Origin of the sequence: Candidatus Poriferisodalis sp., from assembly GCF_965208555.1 — a bacterium.
Lineage (GTDB): Bacteria > Actinomycetota > Acidimicrobiia > Acidimicrobiales > Poriferisodalaceae > Poriferisodalis.
In genome coordinates, this window is sequence record NZ_OZ242342.1 from 3,453,324 (window position 1) to 3,468,425 (window position 15,102).

The 15,102-nt window shown below is 67.4% G+C and carries 15 protein-coding genes; 5 read left to right on the forward strand and 10 right to left on the reverse strand.

Translation table 11 applies throughout. The features are described 5' to 3' along the window. Nucleotides 1-58 precede the first annotated feature (58 nt). Nucleotides 59-1,732: an N-acyl-D-amino-acid deacylase family protein gene (locus ACOGXE_RS15770; protein WP_419931841.1), complete on the reverse strand. Its 1,674-nt coding sequence runs from the start codon at nt 1,730-1,732 to the stop codon at nt 59-61. 148 nt (nt 1,733-1,880) lie between these two features. On the opposite strand from ACOGXE_RS15770, the gene ACOGXE_RS15775 reads away from it, so the two are divergent. From ACOGXE_RS15775 to ACOGXE_RS15790, 4 genes are all read left to right on the forward strand, one after another. Then, nucleotides 1,881-2,408, forward strand: a complete 528-nt coding sequence (locus ACOGXE_RS15775; RefSeq protein ID WP_419931842.1) for a flavin reductase family protein — start codon at nt 1,881-1,883, stop codon at nt 2,406-2,408. A 136-nt stretch (nt 2,409-2,544) separates the two neighbouring features. Beyond that, nucleotides 2,545-2,769 (forward strand): translation initiation factor IF-1, encoded by a 225-nt coding sequence (infA, locus tag ACOGXE_RS15780; protein WP_323672860.1) that lies wholly within the window; start codon nt 2,545-2,547, stop codon nt 2,767-2,769. A 44-nt stretch (nt 2,770-2,813) separates the two neighbouring features. Further along, nucleotides 2,814-3,659, forward strand: coding sequence for an enoyl-CoA hydratase/isomerase family protein (locus tag ACOGXE_RS15785; protein WP_419931843.1), 846 nt, complete (start codon nt 2,814-2,816; stop codon nt 3,657-3,659). A 79-nt stretch (nt 3,660-3,738) separates the two neighbouring features. Then, nucleotides 3,739-4,977 (forward strand): acyl-CoA dehydrogenase family protein, encoded by a 1,239-nt coding sequence (locus ACOGXE_RS15790; RefSeq protein WP_419931844.1) that lies wholly within the window; start codon nt 3,739-3,741, stop codon nt 4,975-4,977. A 27-nt stretch (nt 4,978-5,004) separates the two neighbouring features. On the opposite strand, the gene ACOGXE_RS15795 is transcribed toward ACOGXE_RS15790, so the two are convergent. The 6 genes from ACOGXE_RS15795 to ACOGXE_RS15820 all read right to left on the reverse strand — a co-directional run bounded on the left by ACOGXE_RS15795 (nt 5,005) and on the right by ACOGXE_RS15820 (nt 10,939). Next, nucleotides 5,005-6,216 carry a polyamine ABC transporter substrate-binding protein gene (locus ACOGXE_RS15795; protein ID WP_419931845.1) on the reverse strand — a complete coding sequence of 404 codons (1,212 nt, stop codon included), beginning with the start codon at nt 6,214-6,216 and terminating at the stop codon, nt 5,005-5,007. Nucleotides 6,217-6,299: 83 nt separating this feature from the next. Continuing rightward, on the reverse strand, nt 6,300-7,136 hold the full coding sequence (locus ACOGXE_RS15800; RefSeq protein ID WP_419931846.1) for an ABC transporter permease: 837 nt from the start codon (nt 7,134-7,136) through the stop codon (nt 6,300-6,302). Then, the gene (locus tag ACOGXE_RS15805; protein ID WP_419931847.1) at nt 7,133-8,086 is read right to left on the reverse strand and encodes an ABC transporter permease; all 954 of its coding nucleotides are present in this window, start codon (nt 8,084-8,086) and stop codon (nt 7,133-7,135) included. Before ACOGXE_RS15805 ends, ACOGXE_RS15800 begins: the two co-directional genes overlap by 4 nt. Then, nucleotides 8,086-9,240 carry an ABC transporter ATP-binding protein gene (locus tag ACOGXE_RS15810; protein WP_419931848.1) on the reverse strand — a complete coding sequence of 385 codons (1,155 nt, stop codon included), beginning with the start codon at nt 9,238-9,240 and terminating at the stop codon, nt 8,086-8,088. The genes ACOGXE_RS15805 and ACOGXE_RS15810 overlap by 1 nt, the downstream gene beginning before the upstream one ends. Next, nucleotides 9,237-10,262: an agmatinase gene (gene speB, locus ACOGXE_RS15815; RefSeq protein WP_419931849.1), complete on the reverse strand. Its 1,026-nt coding sequence runs from the start codon at nt 10,260-10,262 to the stop codon at nt 9,237-9,239. The genes ACOGXE_RS15810 and speB overlap by 4 nt, the downstream gene beginning before the upstream one ends. Continuing rightward, nucleotides 10,259-10,939 (reverse strand): GNAT family N-acetyltransferase, encoded by a 681-nt coding sequence (locus tag ACOGXE_RS15820; protein ID WP_323672852.1) that lies wholly within the window; start codon nt 10,937-10,939, stop codon nt 10,259-10,261. Before ACOGXE_RS15820 ends, speB begins: the two co-directional genes overlap by 4 nt. A 93-nt stretch (nt 10,940-11,032) precedes the next feature. Here ACOGXE_RS15820 and ACOGXE_RS15825 point away from each other — a divergent pair, with 93 nt between their 5' ends. Further along, on the forward strand, nt 11,033-12,484 hold the full coding sequence (locus tag ACOGXE_RS15825) for an NAD(P)/FAD-dependent oxidoreductase (RefSeq protein WP_419931850.1): 1,452 nt from the start codon (nt 11,033-11,035) through the stop codon (nt 12,482-12,484). 68 nt (nt 12,485-12,552) lie between these two features. Here the strand turns inward: ACOGXE_RS15825 and ACOGXE_RS15830 are convergent, their stop codons facing one another. The 3 genes from ACOGXE_RS15830 to ACOGXE_RS15840 all read right to left on the reverse strand — a co-directional run bounded on the left by ACOGXE_RS15830 (nt 12,553) and on the right by ACOGXE_RS15840 (nt 14,988). Continuing rightward, on the reverse strand, nt 12,553-13,479 hold the full coding sequence (locus ACOGXE_RS15830; RefSeq protein WP_419931851.1) for an MBL fold metallo-hydrolase: 927 nt from the start codon (nt 13,477-13,479) through the stop codon (nt 12,553-12,555). Beyond that, the gene (locus ACOGXE_RS15835) at nt 13,476-14,027 is read right to left on the reverse strand and encodes a TIGR03086 family metal-binding protein (RefSeq protein ID WP_419864680.1); all 552 of its coding nucleotides are present in this window, start codon (nt 14,025-14,027) and stop codon (nt 13,476-13,478) included. Before ACOGXE_RS15835 ends, ACOGXE_RS15830 begins: the two co-directional genes overlap by 4 nt. A 175-nt stretch (nt 14,028-14,202) precedes the next feature. Beyond that, complete coding sequence (locus ACOGXE_RS15840) at nt 14,203-14,988, reverse strand: hypothetical protein (protein WP_419931852.1); 786 nt, start codon at nt 14,986-14,988, stop codon at nt 14,203-14,205. Between the last annotated feature and the right edge of the window lie 114 nt (nt 14,989-15,102).

The following is a 15,102-nucleotide window of genomic DNA, read 5'->3' on the forward strand; positions in this document are numbered from 1 at the left end:
TGCCGGTCACCACACCGGCGACGAGTACCGCGCGTGCGCCGGCTGCAGCAGCCGGCGATCAGCCCTTGCCGTTGCGCAGCAGCTTGCCGGGCAGCGGGCCATGCGGATCAACCGCATCGGCGCCGTCCCGGCGGATGACGGTGCCGTTCACGACCACCGCGTCGATGCCCTTCGCATCGGAGATGAGCCGGTCGGCCCCGGCGGGCAAGTCGTACACCCGGCGCTTGCCCATGTGGCCGATCTCGTCGGCGTCGAACACCACGACGTCGGCAGGCTTGCCGTCGGCCAGCGTTCCCCGGTCGGTGATGCCGAACACCTCGGCCGGCCGCTGGGTCAGCATGTGAATGGCGGTCTCGAGGTCGAAGCTCTGCCGACCGCGCACGAACGTCTGCAGGAACTCCGTGGAGTACTTGGCGTCGCAGAGCTGGCTGGCGTGCGCCCCGGCATCGGACAGCCCGATCACTGTCGTCGGGTCGTGCAGCAGCTCGTCGATGTCGTCGGGATCGTGGTTGATCACGTCCTGGACGATGCGCATGTCCAAGTCGGCTTCGAGCGCCACGTCGAGCACCCAATCCACCGGGTCCTGGCCTGCCTCGTCGGCCAGCTCCTGGACGTTGCGGCCTTCGAGCTCGGGGCGGATGGGCAGCCAGCTGACTTCGGTGCGTGCCCAGCGATCGCCGATCTTGCCGCCGGTGCCGGCTTTCTCCTTGAACTCAGCACGCCAGTCCGGGTCGGCGTAGTACTGCTTCCGGCCTTCGAGATCGCTCTGGGACACCGGGGTGAAGCAGCGCAGCGCCTCGTAGATGAACGGCGCCTTCCAGCTCATCTCGAACTGGATCGGCTGCACCGCAACCTGGGGGAACACCGGCAGGCCCCGGTCGGCGATCTCGCGGGCCCGCTCCAGCTCGGCACGGTGACTGCCCGGGCCGCGGGCCGAGCCCAGCAGAGCGGTCCAGCTCACGTGCGCTCCGGTGGTCTCGGCGATGCGAGCGAACTCGTCGTGGCTGAGGCCCCGTCCGACGGTGGCCTGCATGACGCCGCCCGCGTCGCCCAGCGCCTGGGCGATCTCGACGATCTCATCGGTGGTCGCGGCTCGGCTGGGGACCGGACGCCCTTCGTAGCCGACATGGGTAGCCGCCTTGGACGTGGCAAATCCGAGCGCGCCGGCCCGCAGTGCTTCTGCCACCAGGTCTCGCTGGGCGGCGATCTCTTCGGGAGTGCCTTCGCGTTCGGTGGCCTCTTCGCCCATGACGTACATGCGTGCAGCGGTATGGCCGATGAGCGCTGCCATGTTGACCGCAGAACCGTTCGACTCGAGCGCATCGAGATACTCGGGGAACGTCTCGAACCCCCAGTCGCCCAGGCCGGCCCGCAGTGCATCGACGCTCATGCCCTCGACGTTCTCGAGCGTGCGCATGATGAGGTCACGGTGCTCGGGCCGGGTGGGCGCCACCGAGAAGCCGCAGTTGCCCATCACGATGGTCGTCACACCGTGCCATGGCGAGCAGCTCACCAACCGGTCCCACATGATCTGGGCGTCGTAGTGGGTGTGGATGTCCACGAAGCCAGGGCACACGATGCGGCCTGTGGCGTCGATGGTCTGGGCGGCATCGGCCGGCGCAGCGCCGAGCGCCACGACCTTGCCGTCGGAGATGCCCACATCGCCGACGTAGCGGGGCGCTCCCGTCCCGTCGATGATCGTCCCGCCCGTGATCTTCAGGTCATATGCCATGCCGCTCACCCCATGCCTGCTGCGTACGCGCTGCGCGCTCTCGGGCTGGTCTGCCCGAGGCTGCGAAGAACACGCTAGCCGCGCCCCCTGCGTCGGTCCCTGAGTGCACCGGTGCCGGCAGGGACTCCCGTCTGCCTAGGGTGCAGCCATGAGCGAGACGAGCCTGCCCGACGAGCTGGTGAACCGGGTGACGTGGAAGATCCCCAATGCGCTTGCGCTGGTGGGGTCGAGAGCCGGGGACGAGCGCAATGCCATGACGACCAGCTGGATCACGCAGCTCTCGATGGAGCCGGTGATCATCGGCATCGGCGTCGAGAACACCGCTGTCACCCACCGGCTGATCACTGACGGGGGTTCGTTCACGGTGAACCTGTGGGACGCCGAGAACACCCGTCCGTTCGTCAAGTTCTCCAAGCCAGCGGCCTACGAAGCCGTCGCCGATGGCACCGGCTCCGGCGCCCTCAACGGCTGGTCGGTGTATGAAGCAGCGACCGGCGCACCGGTGTTCGTCGATTCGGCTGCCTGGATGGACTGCGAGGTGCGCCACAGCGTGAACCTGGGCACCCATACGCTCTTCATGGGCGAACTCGTGGCGGCCGGCATCAACAACGACGACGTTCGGCTCGCCTCTATGTCGGATACCCGCATGAAGTACGGCGGTGTCAAGCGTCACTGAACCCGCTTGAACCGACTTCCGACGGGTACAAACGGATGTCTCGCTGACGGTTCAAAGGCTGCTCGGCTACCATGGAATGCCTTGCGGACTCCACCGGGGTGGAGTCCCACTCCTGCCCGCCGATCAGGGATACCACGTGCCGAAAGTCAAAGACGACGCCATCTTGCTCGAAGGAAAGACCGTCGAAGCGCTCAAGGGCGGACACTTCCGCATCGAGCTCGACAACGGTCACGAGGTGCTCGGGCATCTGAGCGGCAAGATGCGCAAGCACCACATCCGGATTCTTCCCGGTGACCGGGTGCAGGTGGAAGTCTCGGCATACGACCTCAGCCGCGGGCGCATCACCTACCGCTACAAGTAGCCCGCAGCGGCCGCTGTCCGGCCGTTCTGGCAAGGGGGATCAACATGGGCACGACTGCGCAGCCATCCAATGGCACGGTGAGCTACAGCGTCGAACGGGCCACCGACGGCGACGTGGCAACCGTCACGCTCAACCGACCCGAGACGCTGAACTCGATGAACGACGAGTTCATGAACGACATCACCGAGGCCTTCGGCATGGTGGCGGCCGATGAGAACGTTCGGGCCGCCGTGCTGACGGGTGCCGGACGCGGGTTCTGCTCGGGCGCCGATCTGCGCAACGCCGCTGCCGGAGACGCCGAAGGGTTCGACGCCGAAGCGGCCGGCGAGGCCACCACCGACTCGATGGACAACGCATTCCATCCAGCAATTCGGGCAGTAGCCGAGTGCCCCGTGCCGACGGTCGCCCGCATCAACGGCGTCACCGCAGGCGGTGGCATCGGTCTGGCGCTGTCATGCGATGTCGCCATTGCTGCCCGCTCGGCCTTCTTCGTCGCGACATTTGGGCCTCGCCTGGGCATCGTCCCAGATTTAGGCACCACGTGGCAGCTCCCTATGCGCGTCGGTCGGGCCCGGGCGCTGGGTATGTCGCTGCTCGGCGAGCGCGTGACCGCCGATCAGGCTGCCGAATGGGGCTTGGTGTGGAAGACGGTCGACGACGCTGAGCTCGATGACGCCGTGGCCCAGGTGGTCGATGTGCTCCGGCGCAGTTCGCCGGCAGCAATGGCGCGGATCCGATCGGCCATCGACGGGGCGATGCAGCGTGACCTCGCCGATCAGCTTGACGTCGAGATGGGACATCAAGCGGTGCTCATTCCCCAGAACATGGCCCACGGCGCAGAAGCGTTCCTGGCCAAGACCGACCCCTCGTTCCCGGGCAGCCGCTACTGACCGAGCCCTGCGACGAGCGCTGCGCTGAGCCCGATGGTGCGCAGCGCCGAGCGCTGTGCACTGCTGGCAGACTGGCGCCATGACCGACACGCTTGACGCACCGGCGACCGATGAGGCCGTCGATCCCGCTGCTTCGCGGGTTGACGCAACCATCGACGAACTGCTGGCTTCGCACGACCCACAGCAGCTGAGCTATACCGAGTTTCGCGGCGCCCAGTTCGACGCCGGCTTGGCGTGGGTGCATTTCGACGAGGGCCATGGCGGCTTGGGCGTCAGTCCGAAGCTGCAGCGCCGAGTGGAGGAGCGGCTGCGAGCAGCCGGTGCCCGGCCCACGAGGCCGGTCACGTTCTTCATGCACCTGGCCGGGCCGACCATCCACACCCACGGCAGCGAAGAGGTCAAGCAGCGTTTTCTGCGGCCGATGTTCACCGGCGAGGAGCTGTGGTGCCAGCTCTTCAGCGAGCCCGGTGCGGGCAGCGACTTCGCCGGACTGGCGACCAAGGCGGTTGCCGACGGCGACGAGTGGGTGGTGAACGGCCAGAAAGTGTGGAACACGCTGGCCCACCTTGGCGACTTCGGGATGCTGGTGACGCGCACGAACCCCGAAGTGCCCAAGCATCGGGGGCTCACCTATTTCGCCCTCGACATGAAATCCCCGGGCGTGGAGGTGCGCCCGCTGCGCCAGATCACCGGCGAGGCCGAGTTCAACGAGGTCTACATGACCGACGCTCGCGTGCCCGATGCGCACCGAATCGGCGACGTGGGCGACGGCTGGCGAGTGTCGCTGACAACCCTCATGAACGAGCGCAATGCCATCGGAGCAGGTGGCGCAGGCCCGCCCAAGCGGGGCACCGGACCTATCTCGGTGCTGGTGAAGCTGTGGGAGCAGCGGGACGAGGCTGAACGCGACGATGTCACCAAGGACCGCCTGACGCAGTTGTGGACCCGCGCCGAGGTGCTGCGACTCACGAACATGCGGGCGGGAGCCAACCGGCGCATGGGCAATCCCGGGCCGGAGATGTCGATCGCCAAGCTGGCGTTCGCCGAGCTCAACCAGGCGCTCATGACCTGCGCTGTGGACATGATGGGTGCTGACGGGCTCGTCGGCTACGACTACACCTTCCGCCGCCCCGGCGATCTGTCCGTGGACGGTTCCGACGGCGGTGTCCAGCACGGCTTCCTGCGGGTGCGCGCCAACTCCATCGAGGGTGGCACATCGGAGATCATGCGGAACATCTTGGGCGAGCAGGTGCTCGGCCTGCCAGGCGAGCCGCGGGTGGACAAGGACGTGCCCTGGGTGGACGTGCCCCGCAACTGAGGCACGCCCACCCAACGGGTCAACGTCTCAGCTCTTGGCCTCGGTCAGCATGTCCTGCACGATCAGGCCCAAGTCGCCCATCTGGGGGATCAACTCCAGCCGCTCGTAGACATCCGGTGGCGGGTAGATGCCCGGGTCTTCCAGGATCTCGTCGAGGATGTACGGCGTGGCGGCCTCATTCGGGCTGCCGTAGTACGTGTAGTTGGTGAGCGCAGCGCCATTCTCTGCGTCCAGCAGGAAGTTGATCATGGCGTGTGCCGAGCACACGTTGTCGGCGTTGTGCGGGATGGCCATGGTGTCCACCCAGCGGACGCCGCCCTCGACGGGAATCGTGTACACGTGGGTCTCGTAGGCATCGGTCTCGAAGAATGCCTGGGCGAAGCCGCCGCTCCAGCCGTGTGCCACGTCGACCTCGCCATTGACGAGGTCGTCGCCGTAGGTCACCGAGTCGTACTTCAGCAGCCGATCATTCGTGGCTTTGAGCAACGCACCGGCCTCGCGGATGGCCTCCTCGTTGCCCGACTCAATGGTCTCAGTGATGCTGTAGCCCAGGTACTTGAGCGCAGCAGATACTGCCTCGGGAGCATCGTCGAGCATCGAGATACCGCCGGGCACTTGGGCCGCAGTGTCGGCGTCGAAGATGACTGCCCATGACGACTCGCCGCCGAGCGCGTCCAGTACGTCATAGGTCATGCCGATGCCGGTGGTGCCCCACTGATACGCAACGTGGAAGCGGTGCTCGGGATCGAACGGGGGGTTGTCCCAGGCATCGTCGATGTTGGCGAAGTTGGGAAGTGCGTCGTAATCGAGCGGGCGCAGCAGATCCTCAGAGATCATCAGCGCCACCATGTAGTCCGACGGCACTACTAGGTCGTAGATGGCTGCACCTGATTCCACTTGGGTGAGCATTTGCTCGTTGGACTCGTACACCGAGTAGTCGACGCTGATGCCGGTTTGCTCCTCGAAGGCGAGCAGCAGTTCCTCATCGATGTAGTCGGCCCAGTTGTAGAAGGCCAAGTCGCCATCGGTTTCGCCGGGTTCGCAGCCGTCGTCGTCAGCTGCTTCGACTTCAGCCGCGTCGTCAGCCGCGGCGGTTGTCGCAGCGGCGGTCGCTGTGTCATCGGCATCTGCGCCGTCGTCCCCATCGCCGCAGGCAGCCACAAGAAGTGCCGTGGCGGCGAGCAATGCCAGCCAACGACTTCGTCGCAGTCGCCGTCTCGTGTTCGATGTGCCGGTCATGTTTTCCTCCCTTGTGGACGCTCTGGCGGAGCGCCCCTGTGTCATGTGTTGTGAATGCGTGCCGCTGTCATGGATGGCTCGTCTCATGGCGGGCTGGTGCGGGGTCGCTGCAGAGCCAGCGAGGCCACGACGAGCGTGATCGAGGCGGCCAGCATCAGCGTGGAGATGGCGTTCAGCTCTGGCGTGACGCCTTGACGGATGGAGCTGAACACATACACAGGCAACGTCGTTGCTCCTGGTCCTGCCGTGAACGCCGAGATGACAACGTCGTCGAGCGACAGCGTCAGCGCCAGCAGCGCGCCCGCGGCAATGCCTGGCGCAATCAGCGGCAGCGTCACCCTCCTGAACGTACGCCATGGCGTCGCGTACAGATCACGCGCCGCCTCCTCGAGGGTGCGGTCGAATTGGTCGAGCCGGGCGCGCACCACCACCGCAACGAACGAGATGTTGAACGCGATGTGGCTGAGGGCGACTGTCGTGACACCCAGCGTGAGCCGCGGACCGAACGTGTCGATGAGCTTGAAGGCTTCAGCGAAGAACACCAGCAGCATGACGGCCATCGTGATGTCGGGAATGACGATGGGCAGATACACCGTGCCGTCGAGGGCCCGCCGGCCCTTGAAGCGGTAGCGGTCGAGCGCCAGCGCCACAGCGGTACCGAGCACGGTCGAGACGATGGTCGAGCTGATCGCGACGATGAGCGATACCCGCAGAGCGCTGACGATCTGTGTGTTGCCCAGCGCTTCGGCGTACCAGCGCGGCGACAGGCCTTGCCAGACATTGACGCGCTCCGAGTCGTTGAACGAGAAGATCACCAGCACGATGATCGGCACGTACAGGAAGGCGAACACGAACCAGGCGTTCGCTTTCAGCAGGCGCCGGGTCGAGCGCTTGGAGCCAGCGGTGCCGAGGTTGCTCATGGGGCCGCAGCCCCGGTACGTTCGGCATTTGCTGAATTGCGCTGGTTGACGGCCACCGCAACGAGCATCGCCACGATGATGAGCACGCTCAGCGCGGCACCGAGCGGCCAGTTGCGCGCCGCCTGGAACTGGCGTGCCACGTACGAGCCGATGAGCAGCGTCTTGGCCCCGCCCAGGATCTCCGGCACCACGTAGGAGCCGAAGCTGGGTACGAACACCAGCACGCAGCCCGCCACGATGCCCGACCGGGTGAGCGGCACCGTGACCTTCCAGAAGGCTTTCGCTCCGCTGGCGTACAGATCGCGGGCGGCCTCCACCAGGCGCCAGTCCATGCGCTCGAGCGCGACGTACAGCGGCAGCACCATGAAGGTCAGAAAGCCGTACACCATGCCCAGCACCACGGCGGTGGGGGTGAACAGGATGCGGAACGTGCCGAAGCCCATGGCTTCGCTGAGGGCAGAGGCGGGGCCGTTCGAGCCGAGCAGGAAGCGGATGGCGAACACTCGCACGAGCCCGTTGGTCCAGAACGGGATCATCACCAGCACAAGCAGCCGGGCGCGCAGGCGGGGCGGACGGGTGGCCAGGTAGTAGGCGAAGGGGTACGCCACGACGAGGCACAGCACCGTGGTGAGGAAGGCCAGCCACGCCGAGCGGGCGATGATGCCCAGGATGACGTCGTCGGCGATGCGCTCGTAGGAGTCGAGGTTCCACCCGCTCAGCGACGTGCGGCCCGTCGACGTGCGGGTAGCGAACGAGTACACGGTGATGAGCCCCAGTGGGACCATGAAGAAGATGAGCAGGTACAGCGCGCCGGGCGTGGCGATGAGCGTGCCGGTGCGCCGGGCCCTGCGTTGCGCGTCGAGTTCGTTCGGCGTCGCCGACGCCGGCTCGTTGGGTCGGGCAGCGGTCTGCTGCGTCGCCTCAGGTTTGGCGCGACGCCGCGACGGCATCAGTCCGCGACCACTGTCGTCGTCGCAGGCGACCAGCTGACCGAGACGGGTTCGCCTACTGCCAGTGCGGCGGAACCGGTCTCGGCGCGCACGGTGATGGTGGTCGCTCCGTCGCCTGGCCCGCCGATCGACACTGTGTACACGAATGCGTGACCGAGGTAGGTGGCGTCACCGATCACGCCCTCGAGGCACGGCGCCCCATGGGGTGTCTCGCCTCGGCCGTGCAGCCGCACCTGCTCGGGCCGCACGCTGAGGGCCGCCGGAGTTCCCGCGGCCAGGTCGGTCTCGACAGTGACGACGGTCCCTGCATCCAATCGCAGCGCTGTACGACCTTCGACGACGCCTTCGAGCAGGTTCGTCCGCCCGATGAAGTCGGCCACGAAGCGGTTGGCGGGATGCTCGTACACCTGCGCCGGAGTCCCGACCTGCAGGAGGCGTCCTTCGGACATGACGCCCACCCGGTCGCTCATGGCCAAGGCCTCCTCCTGGTCGTGCGTCACGAAGATGAAGGTGATGCCGACCTCGCGCTGGAGCGCCTTGAGCTCGGTCTGCATCTCCTGGCGCAGCTTCAGGTCGAGCGCACCCAGGGGCTCGTCCAGCAGCAGCACCTTGGGATGGTTCACGAGCGCTCGGGCCAGGGCGACACGCTGCTGCTGGCCGCCCGAGAGCTGCGAGGGCCTGCGCTGCTCCATGCCTTCCAGGCGCACCAGCGCTGTTGCCTCGGCAACCTGCCGGTCGGCCTCAGCGCCCCGGATGCCACGCATCTGCAGGCCGAATGCGATGTTCTGGGCGACGGTCATATGGGGGAACAGCGCATAGGCCTGGAAGACGGTGTTGACCGGGCGGCGGTCCGGCGGCCACGAGGCAACTTCCTCGCCGAAGATCGCCAACCTTCCCTCGCTCGGGATGTCCAGGCCGGCGATCATGCGCAGCGTGGTTGTCTTGCCGCAGCCAGACGGCCCCAGCAGGGCGAAGAACTCGCCGTCGCCGATCTTCAAATCGACCTCATCGACGGCCACCACATTGCCGAAGCGTTTCGAGATGCCGTGCATCTCCACGGCCGGCACGCCTGTGCGGTCCTCAGCGCCCGGCCCGTGCGCCACTCCGCCATCGCGTTCGGCTGTCGGCCCGGCCACCGCGCCGTCGCCGTTCATGTGAGCCCGAGGGGGCTGGCCGGCGCGCCAGCCCGCACGGCCTGCGTGCAGATGAATTCGTGGGCGAGGGTGGCGGCCGCCAACGCCGTGATCTCAGAGACGTCGTAGGCCGGCGCAACCTCCACCACGTCCATGCCGACGATGTCGAAGGGCGCGAGGCCGCGCACGATCTCCAGTGCTTGTGCCGTGGTCAGCCCGCCTGCAACCGGGGTGCCCGTGCCGGGTGCGAAGGCAGGGTCGAGGCAGTCGATGTCGAAAGTCACGTACGCCCGCCGGTCCGCGACCTGCTCACGCACGACCTCGAGCACTGCCGCGGGCCCGTTGCGATGCACCCATGGCGCGCCCAGCACCGTGAATCCGTAGTCGTCGTCGTTGTGGGTGCGGATGCCGATCTGGACAGACGCTGACGGGTCGATGATCCCCTCCTGCAGCGCTCGCAGGAACATCGAGCCGTGGTCCAGGCGACCCTCGTCGTCGGGCCAGGTGTCGGGGTGTGCGTCGAAGTGGATGAGCGCCAGCGGGCCGTGCTTGGCCGCGTGAGCACGCAGGATCGGGTAGGTGACGAAGTGGTCGCCGCCGAAGGTCACCATCTGGGCATCGTGGGCGAGGATCTCGGCGCAGTGAGCTTCGATTCGCTCGACAGCGTCGGTGGGATGGCCGTAGTCGATGAAGCAGTCGCCGTAGTCGACCACGGCGAGGTAGGCGAACGGGTCGAAGCCGAAGGGGTAGGCGTCGAGCTCGGCAAGACCCGTCGACGCCGCCCGGATGGCGCGTGGGCCGAGACGTGCGCCGGGCCGGTTCGACGTCGCCATGTCGAACGGGATGCCCGACACGACGATGTCGGCATCGGCGATGTCGCGGGTGTAGCGGCGCCGCAGGAACGACAGCGCGCCGCCGTAGGTCATCTCGGGCTTGCGACCGTGCAGGTCCTCCGAGCGGAATGCCTGGTCACCGAGGGTTTCGGCATCGGAGCCGGCGATCAGGCCCCCGCCGCCCGCCGCGGATTCGGCGCTGCCACTCACGAGCGGTCTTCCGAGGGGCCGCGCAGCTCGGGGTTACGCCACACGATCAGCGCCGCCCAGCTGTCCGTGGCCGGATCGGCGATGTAGTTCGGCAGGCCGCACACTGCCTCGAACCCGTTCTCGATCTGAAAGCTCAGCGTCCGGTCGTACAGCCGGCCTTCGCGGACTTCGGCGATGTACTCATCAGCCGTCATGTCGTCTTTGTGCTCGGCGTATCCCGGAATGACACCGCCCGCCACGATCCCGTCCAGCCCCAGGTCGATGCAGACCTGCTTGCGCAGCACGTAGAGCTCGGCACCGATGCCGCGGCGGCGGTGGGAGAGCCGGGTGGCAATGCTGGTGCCGTAGTACCAGCGGCCGTCAGAGACATGGCCGCTGCCGCTGTGGTCTTCGGGGACGAGGTCGGCGATGGTGTGAATCGGGTTCGCCATGTCGAAATCGCAGCGAATGCCGACCCCCATGGCCACCAGCTCGTCGCCGTCGAATCCTGCGAAACAGCCCTCAGGGAAGTCGTGCGCCAGTTGTTCGAAGCCTTGGGCGTCATAGAGATCATTGCGATCGGCCGTGGGGTGGGAGGCCAATTCCAGGGCCTCCAGTTCGGGAGCCCACTCCGGGAGGATTCGGGCGTAGCGAAGGCCCGAACGCTCGCCGACTGAGACGGCTTCGATCTCACGCATCGCAGCACCCCCGCGGCGCCTGCTGCACTCAGTCGCCGGCTGAGACATTACTTCCGCCCCGGCGGGACTGATCGCAGCGGTAGTTTCCGCGGTATGGCTGCCGCGCTCGAGGGGGATCCCTGGTCGCTGGAAACGGCATCGACCACACCGCTGTGGATCGACCGGCTGGAGCCGCCTGTTTCGCCGCGGCCTGCGGTCGAGGGCGATCTGGATGTCGATGTCGTCATCGTGGGTGGCGGCTTCAGCGGACTGTGGACTGCCTACTACCTGCGTCGGCTCGAACCGTCGCTGCGGGTGGCAGTCCTGGAGCGGCATTACTGTGGCTTCGGGGCATCGGGACGCAACGGCGGCTGGGCTGTGGGGGAGCTGGCAGGCTCGTTCCACGACTACGCGCGGCGCGCCAGTCCCACCGAGTCGCTCCGCTTGGTGCGGGCCGTCTTCGACGCAGTGGATGAGATCGGGCGCGTGTCAGCAGCCGAGGGGATCGACTGCGACTACGCCAAGGGCGGCACGATCCGGGTGGCGCGCACGGATCCCCAAGCAGATCGGCAGGTTGCCGAGATTGCTGAGGCCCGCGAGATCGGGCTGACCCCCGACGAGATGCGCCTGCTCGACGCGGACCAGGCCCGCGAGCAGCTCAACGCCACTGAGGTGCGCAGCGGCTTGTTGCTCGGTCCGTCCGCCGTCGTGGATCCAGCCAAGCTCGTGACCGGGCTCGCCTGCGCCGCCGAAGCGGCTGGGGCAGAGATCTACGAGCAGACACGTGCCACCGGCTTCGACGGCGGAGCAGTGCAGGTTGCCCCAGAAGGCACCCGTGATCTGCCGATGAGCCGTCGTCGCTGTGAAGTCCGGGCCCCGGTGATCGTGCGCGCTACTGAGGCCTACACCCGGGATCTGCGCGGGCTGCGACGGGACGTCCTGCCGGTCTATTCGCGCATGATCGCAACCGAGCCGCTGCCCGGTGATTTGTTCGAGGACATCGGCTTGGCCGACCGTCCCAGCTTCGCTGACGACCGGCGGATGGTCACCTACGGGCAGCGCACCGCCGACAACCGGCTCGCATTCGGCGCGACGGGGGTGCCCTACAGCTTCGGTTCACGCATCGTTCCGTCCACCGAGGCGCACATGGGCATGCACCGGCGGATCTGGCGAGTGCTGGCTGAGATGCTGCCGCAGGTGGCCGATGCGAGGATCACTCACCGCTGGGGCGGGGTGCTCGGCATCCCACGCAACTGGCTGCCTGGTGTCCGCTTTGACCCGCGGACGGGCGAGGGCGTGCTGGGCGGTTATGTGGGGGAGGGCGTCGCAGCGTCGAATCTTGCCGGACGCACCATGGCCGAACTGGTCTGCGGGCTGGACACTGAACGCACGAGCCTGCCGTGGGTGGGAGTCACGTCCCGGCGCTGGGAGCCCGAGCCGCTGCGCTGGCTGGGGGTGCGTGCCAGTCGGGCGCTGCTCGGTGTGGCGGACCACCGAGAGCAGCGGACGGGCCGTCGCGAGCGGTTGGCCTCCGGCATTGCGACGCTGCTGCGCGGCGGCCACTAGCGCGGCCCTGCCATTCGGTCCCGGTTGGTGGCGCTGCCGTCGCGGACGCCACAACCGACCCGAGGGGGTCAGTCGCAGTCGAGGCGGTAGGCGCCCTGGTGGGGGACCATGATGCCGGCGGTGGGTCCCCCGAAGTGGGTGCCGATCACCAACGTCTCACCGTCGGCCCAATCGCCGAAGGCCTCGTGGCGGGTGCGGCGGGCCTCGTCGGGGTCGGTGTCGAACATCGAGCTGAGATCGGGGTCGGCGAGCTGCATCGGGGTGTGCGCCATGTCGCCGGTGATGATTGCCCGCTTGCCGCCGTCTTGGATCACCACGGAAAGGTGACCCGGGGTGTGGCCCGGCGTCGACTGGAACGACACCTCTGAGCAGATGCTGTCGACGGCCTCGACCATGTTGGCGCGATCCGCTGCGGCGACGGGTGCCACGGAGTCCTCGAACACCGCATCGCCGAACAGGTCCTCGTGGTCGGCCCAGTAGTCGTACTCGGGAGCGCAGAACAGGTACTCCGCGTTGGGGAATGTGGGCACCCATTCGCCGTCGGCGCTCAGGCAGGTGTTCCAGCCCACGTGGTCCACGTGCAGGTGGGTGCAGACCACATGAGTGATGGCCTCGGGCGGGAAGCCCGCTGCGGTCATGTCGTCGAGGAACGGGCCCTGCTGCTCATGCCAGAGGGGGTTGGAACGCTGCTTGTTGTTGCCGACGCAGGTGTCCACCGCTATGCGGTGCTCTCCGGCAGAGATCACGCAGGTGTGGATGCGCTGCAGCAGGTAGCCGTCGTCGCTGACGAAATGCGGGCGCAGCCACGGCGCGGCCTCTGCGCGGGCCAGCACCCCGCCCTTGCTCACCCCGTCATAGAGGAACCGTGGCGATGTGGGCGTGGCGGTTTCCGAGATCGACGTGATGGTGACCTCGCCGATCTGCCAGCGCTGCGGCTCGGCGCGCTCGCTGCCGGCGTCTGCGGGGCCGGCCTCGCTCTCAGCGGCGGCGTTCACGGCTGGCGCCCGACGTAGCCGAGGTAGCGGTGCGACATCGGTGCATCGTCGGGCACATCGATCGCGTCGGTGATCAGCCTCCACTTCCGGGGAATGTCGCCCAGTGCTTGCACCCGTGCGAGGGTGGCTTCGCACAGGTCATCAGGCAGGTCGATGGGGTTGCCGGTGGACTGGGCCAGGTCCCATGCATGGGTCAGCGGATCCCACTGCACCATGCCCACGAAGTTCTCGAAGCTCATCGGCCCGAACCAGTACTTGTCCTCGGCAGACAGGTCGGCCCCGTCTATTGCGTCGAGCACGCCGTCGCGGGTGGCTTGCCACTGGGCCGCCGGATCGCCGGCGTCGTCGGCCATTTGGGGCATGCTCACCTCGCCGGTACGGGCGATGCCGGCGAGCGCATCGAGTACGCCGCACTGGTGGCGCAGCAGTTCGGTTGCGTTCCAGTCGGCGCACGGGGTGTCGTTGCCCCAGGCGTCGTCGGGCACGCTGGCCACCACCGAATCGAAGAGCGCGACGGAGCGCTTGAACTGGTCAACGATCTCGCTCATCGGCAAGAACCTCCTTGTGTGGTCGCGCCCTCCCGCTTGAGGCAGAGCGGCAACCTGCGGCGGATGCCGATGGTAGGCCGACTCGCGCCGGCAAGCCCGCTCAGCCGGCGTCGACGAGATTGACCCGCAGCCCAGCGTCGGCGGGCTTGGCTCAGCTGGAGTTGGCGAGGTCGGCTCAGCTGGCGTCGACGAGGTTGACCCGCAGGCCGGCCAGCGCCACCTGGCTGTCGTTCACGTAGCAGTCCCGGGTGCGGGCCGCTGCCAGCACCCCGTCACGATCCACGGCCGCGACATCGATGCCGCCGAGGCCTTCGCCGCGGCCGTCCTCTTCTTGCACGAACCTCAGCGTGGCGTTGTCGAGTTGGATCGTGGAGTGGCCGTCGCTGTCGGTGCCCAGGTCGATCTGCGCGATCTGGCTCCAGCGCTCGGCCAGCCGCTGCGGATCGGGGCTCTGCAACTCGGCGGCGGCGATGCTGCTCACCCGATCGGTGCAGACGTATGGCTCCCAGTTGGAGCCGGCGGGCGTCCAGGCACCGCCGATCGCATCGCCGGTCGGGCCGGTCATCTGGTCCATCTCGAAGAATGCGCCGCCGGTGTCGGCCGGGTGCAGTTGCATGCCCACGTGGCCCTCATCGGGGAAGTTCATTTCGAACGCGATCCGGATGCCCAGCTCGTCGACATGGGCGCGGCGTGCAGCAACGTCGCTGACCTGGGTGATGACCATGTAGCCGGTGTCCCCTCCGCGCCGCTGCTGATACCGGCCGGCAGCAGTGTCGTCTTGAATCGGCGTGACGCACTCGAGAAACTGGGTACCGATCGGCCAGAGCACGTTCTTGAGGCCGAAGATGCCGACACCTGGATCGGTGAAGCACGGCTCGACGCCGAGGACACTCTGGATGTCCGCCGAGGTCTGGGCCAAGTCGGCAGTAGTCACGGCAATCTGACGAAGACGAATCCACATGCGCGTCACCCTACGACGCTGCGTTGCACCCCCGCAGAGGACCCGACGGCCCGCATCCGAGATGGGCCTCTGAGTTCCTGCGAGGGGCCTTGCCCCGGGGGGATACCGGCGAGG

Excerpts from the sequence above, each read along its gene's own strand:
- ACOGXE_RS15805 (WP_419931847.1), bottom strand. The coding sequence starts at position 8,086 with ATGCCGTCGCGGCGTCGCGCCAAACCTGAGGCGACGCAGCAGACCGCT.
- ACOGXE_RS15825 (WP_419931850.1), top strand. The coding sequence starts at position 11,033 with ATGGCTGCCGCGCTCGAGGGGGATCCCTGGTCGCTGGAAACGGCATCG.
- ACOGXE_RS15800 (WP_419931846.1), bottom strand. The coding sequence starts at position 7,136 with ATGAGCAACCTCGGCACCGCTGGCTCCAAGCGCTCGACCCGGCGCCTG.
- ACOGXE_RS15840 (WP_419931852.1), bottom strand. The coding sequence starts at position 14,988 with ATGTGGATTCGTCTTCGTCAGATTGCCGTGACTACTGCCGACTTGGCC.
- ACOGXE_RS15835 (WP_419864680.1), bottom strand. The coding sequence starts at position 14,027 with ATGAGCGAGATCGTTGACCAGTTCAAGCGCTCCGTCGCGCTCTTCGAT.
- ACOGXE_RS15790 (WP_419931844.1), top strand. The coding sequence starts at position 3,739 with ATGACCGACACGCTTGACGCACCGGCGACCGATGAGGCCGTCGATCCC.
- ACOGXE_RS15820 (WP_323672852.1), bottom strand. The coding sequence starts at position 10,939 with ATGCGTGAGATCGAAGCCGTCTCAGTCGGCGAGCGTTCGGGCCTTCGC.
- ACOGXE_RS15785 (WP_419931843.1), top strand. The coding sequence starts at position 2,814 with ATGGGCACGACTGCGCAGCCATCCAATGGCACGGTGAGCTACAGCGTC.
- ACOGXE_RS15795 (WP_419931845.1), bottom strand. The coding sequence starts at position 6,216 with ATGACCGGCACATCGAACACGAGACGGCGACTGCGACGAAGTCGTTGG.
- ACOGXE_RS15810 (WP_419931848.1), bottom strand. The coding sequence starts at position 9,240 with ATGAACGGCGACGGCGCGGTGGCCGGGCCGACAGCCGAACGCGATGGC.
- ACOGXE_RS15775 (WP_419931842.1), top strand. The coding sequence starts at position 1,881 with ATGAGCGAGACGAGCCTGCCCGACGAGCTGGTGAACCGGGTGACGTGG.
- ACOGXE_RS15770 (WP_419931841.1), bottom strand. The coding sequence starts at position 1,732 with ATGGCATATGACCTGAAGATCACGGGCGGGACGATCATCGACGGGACG.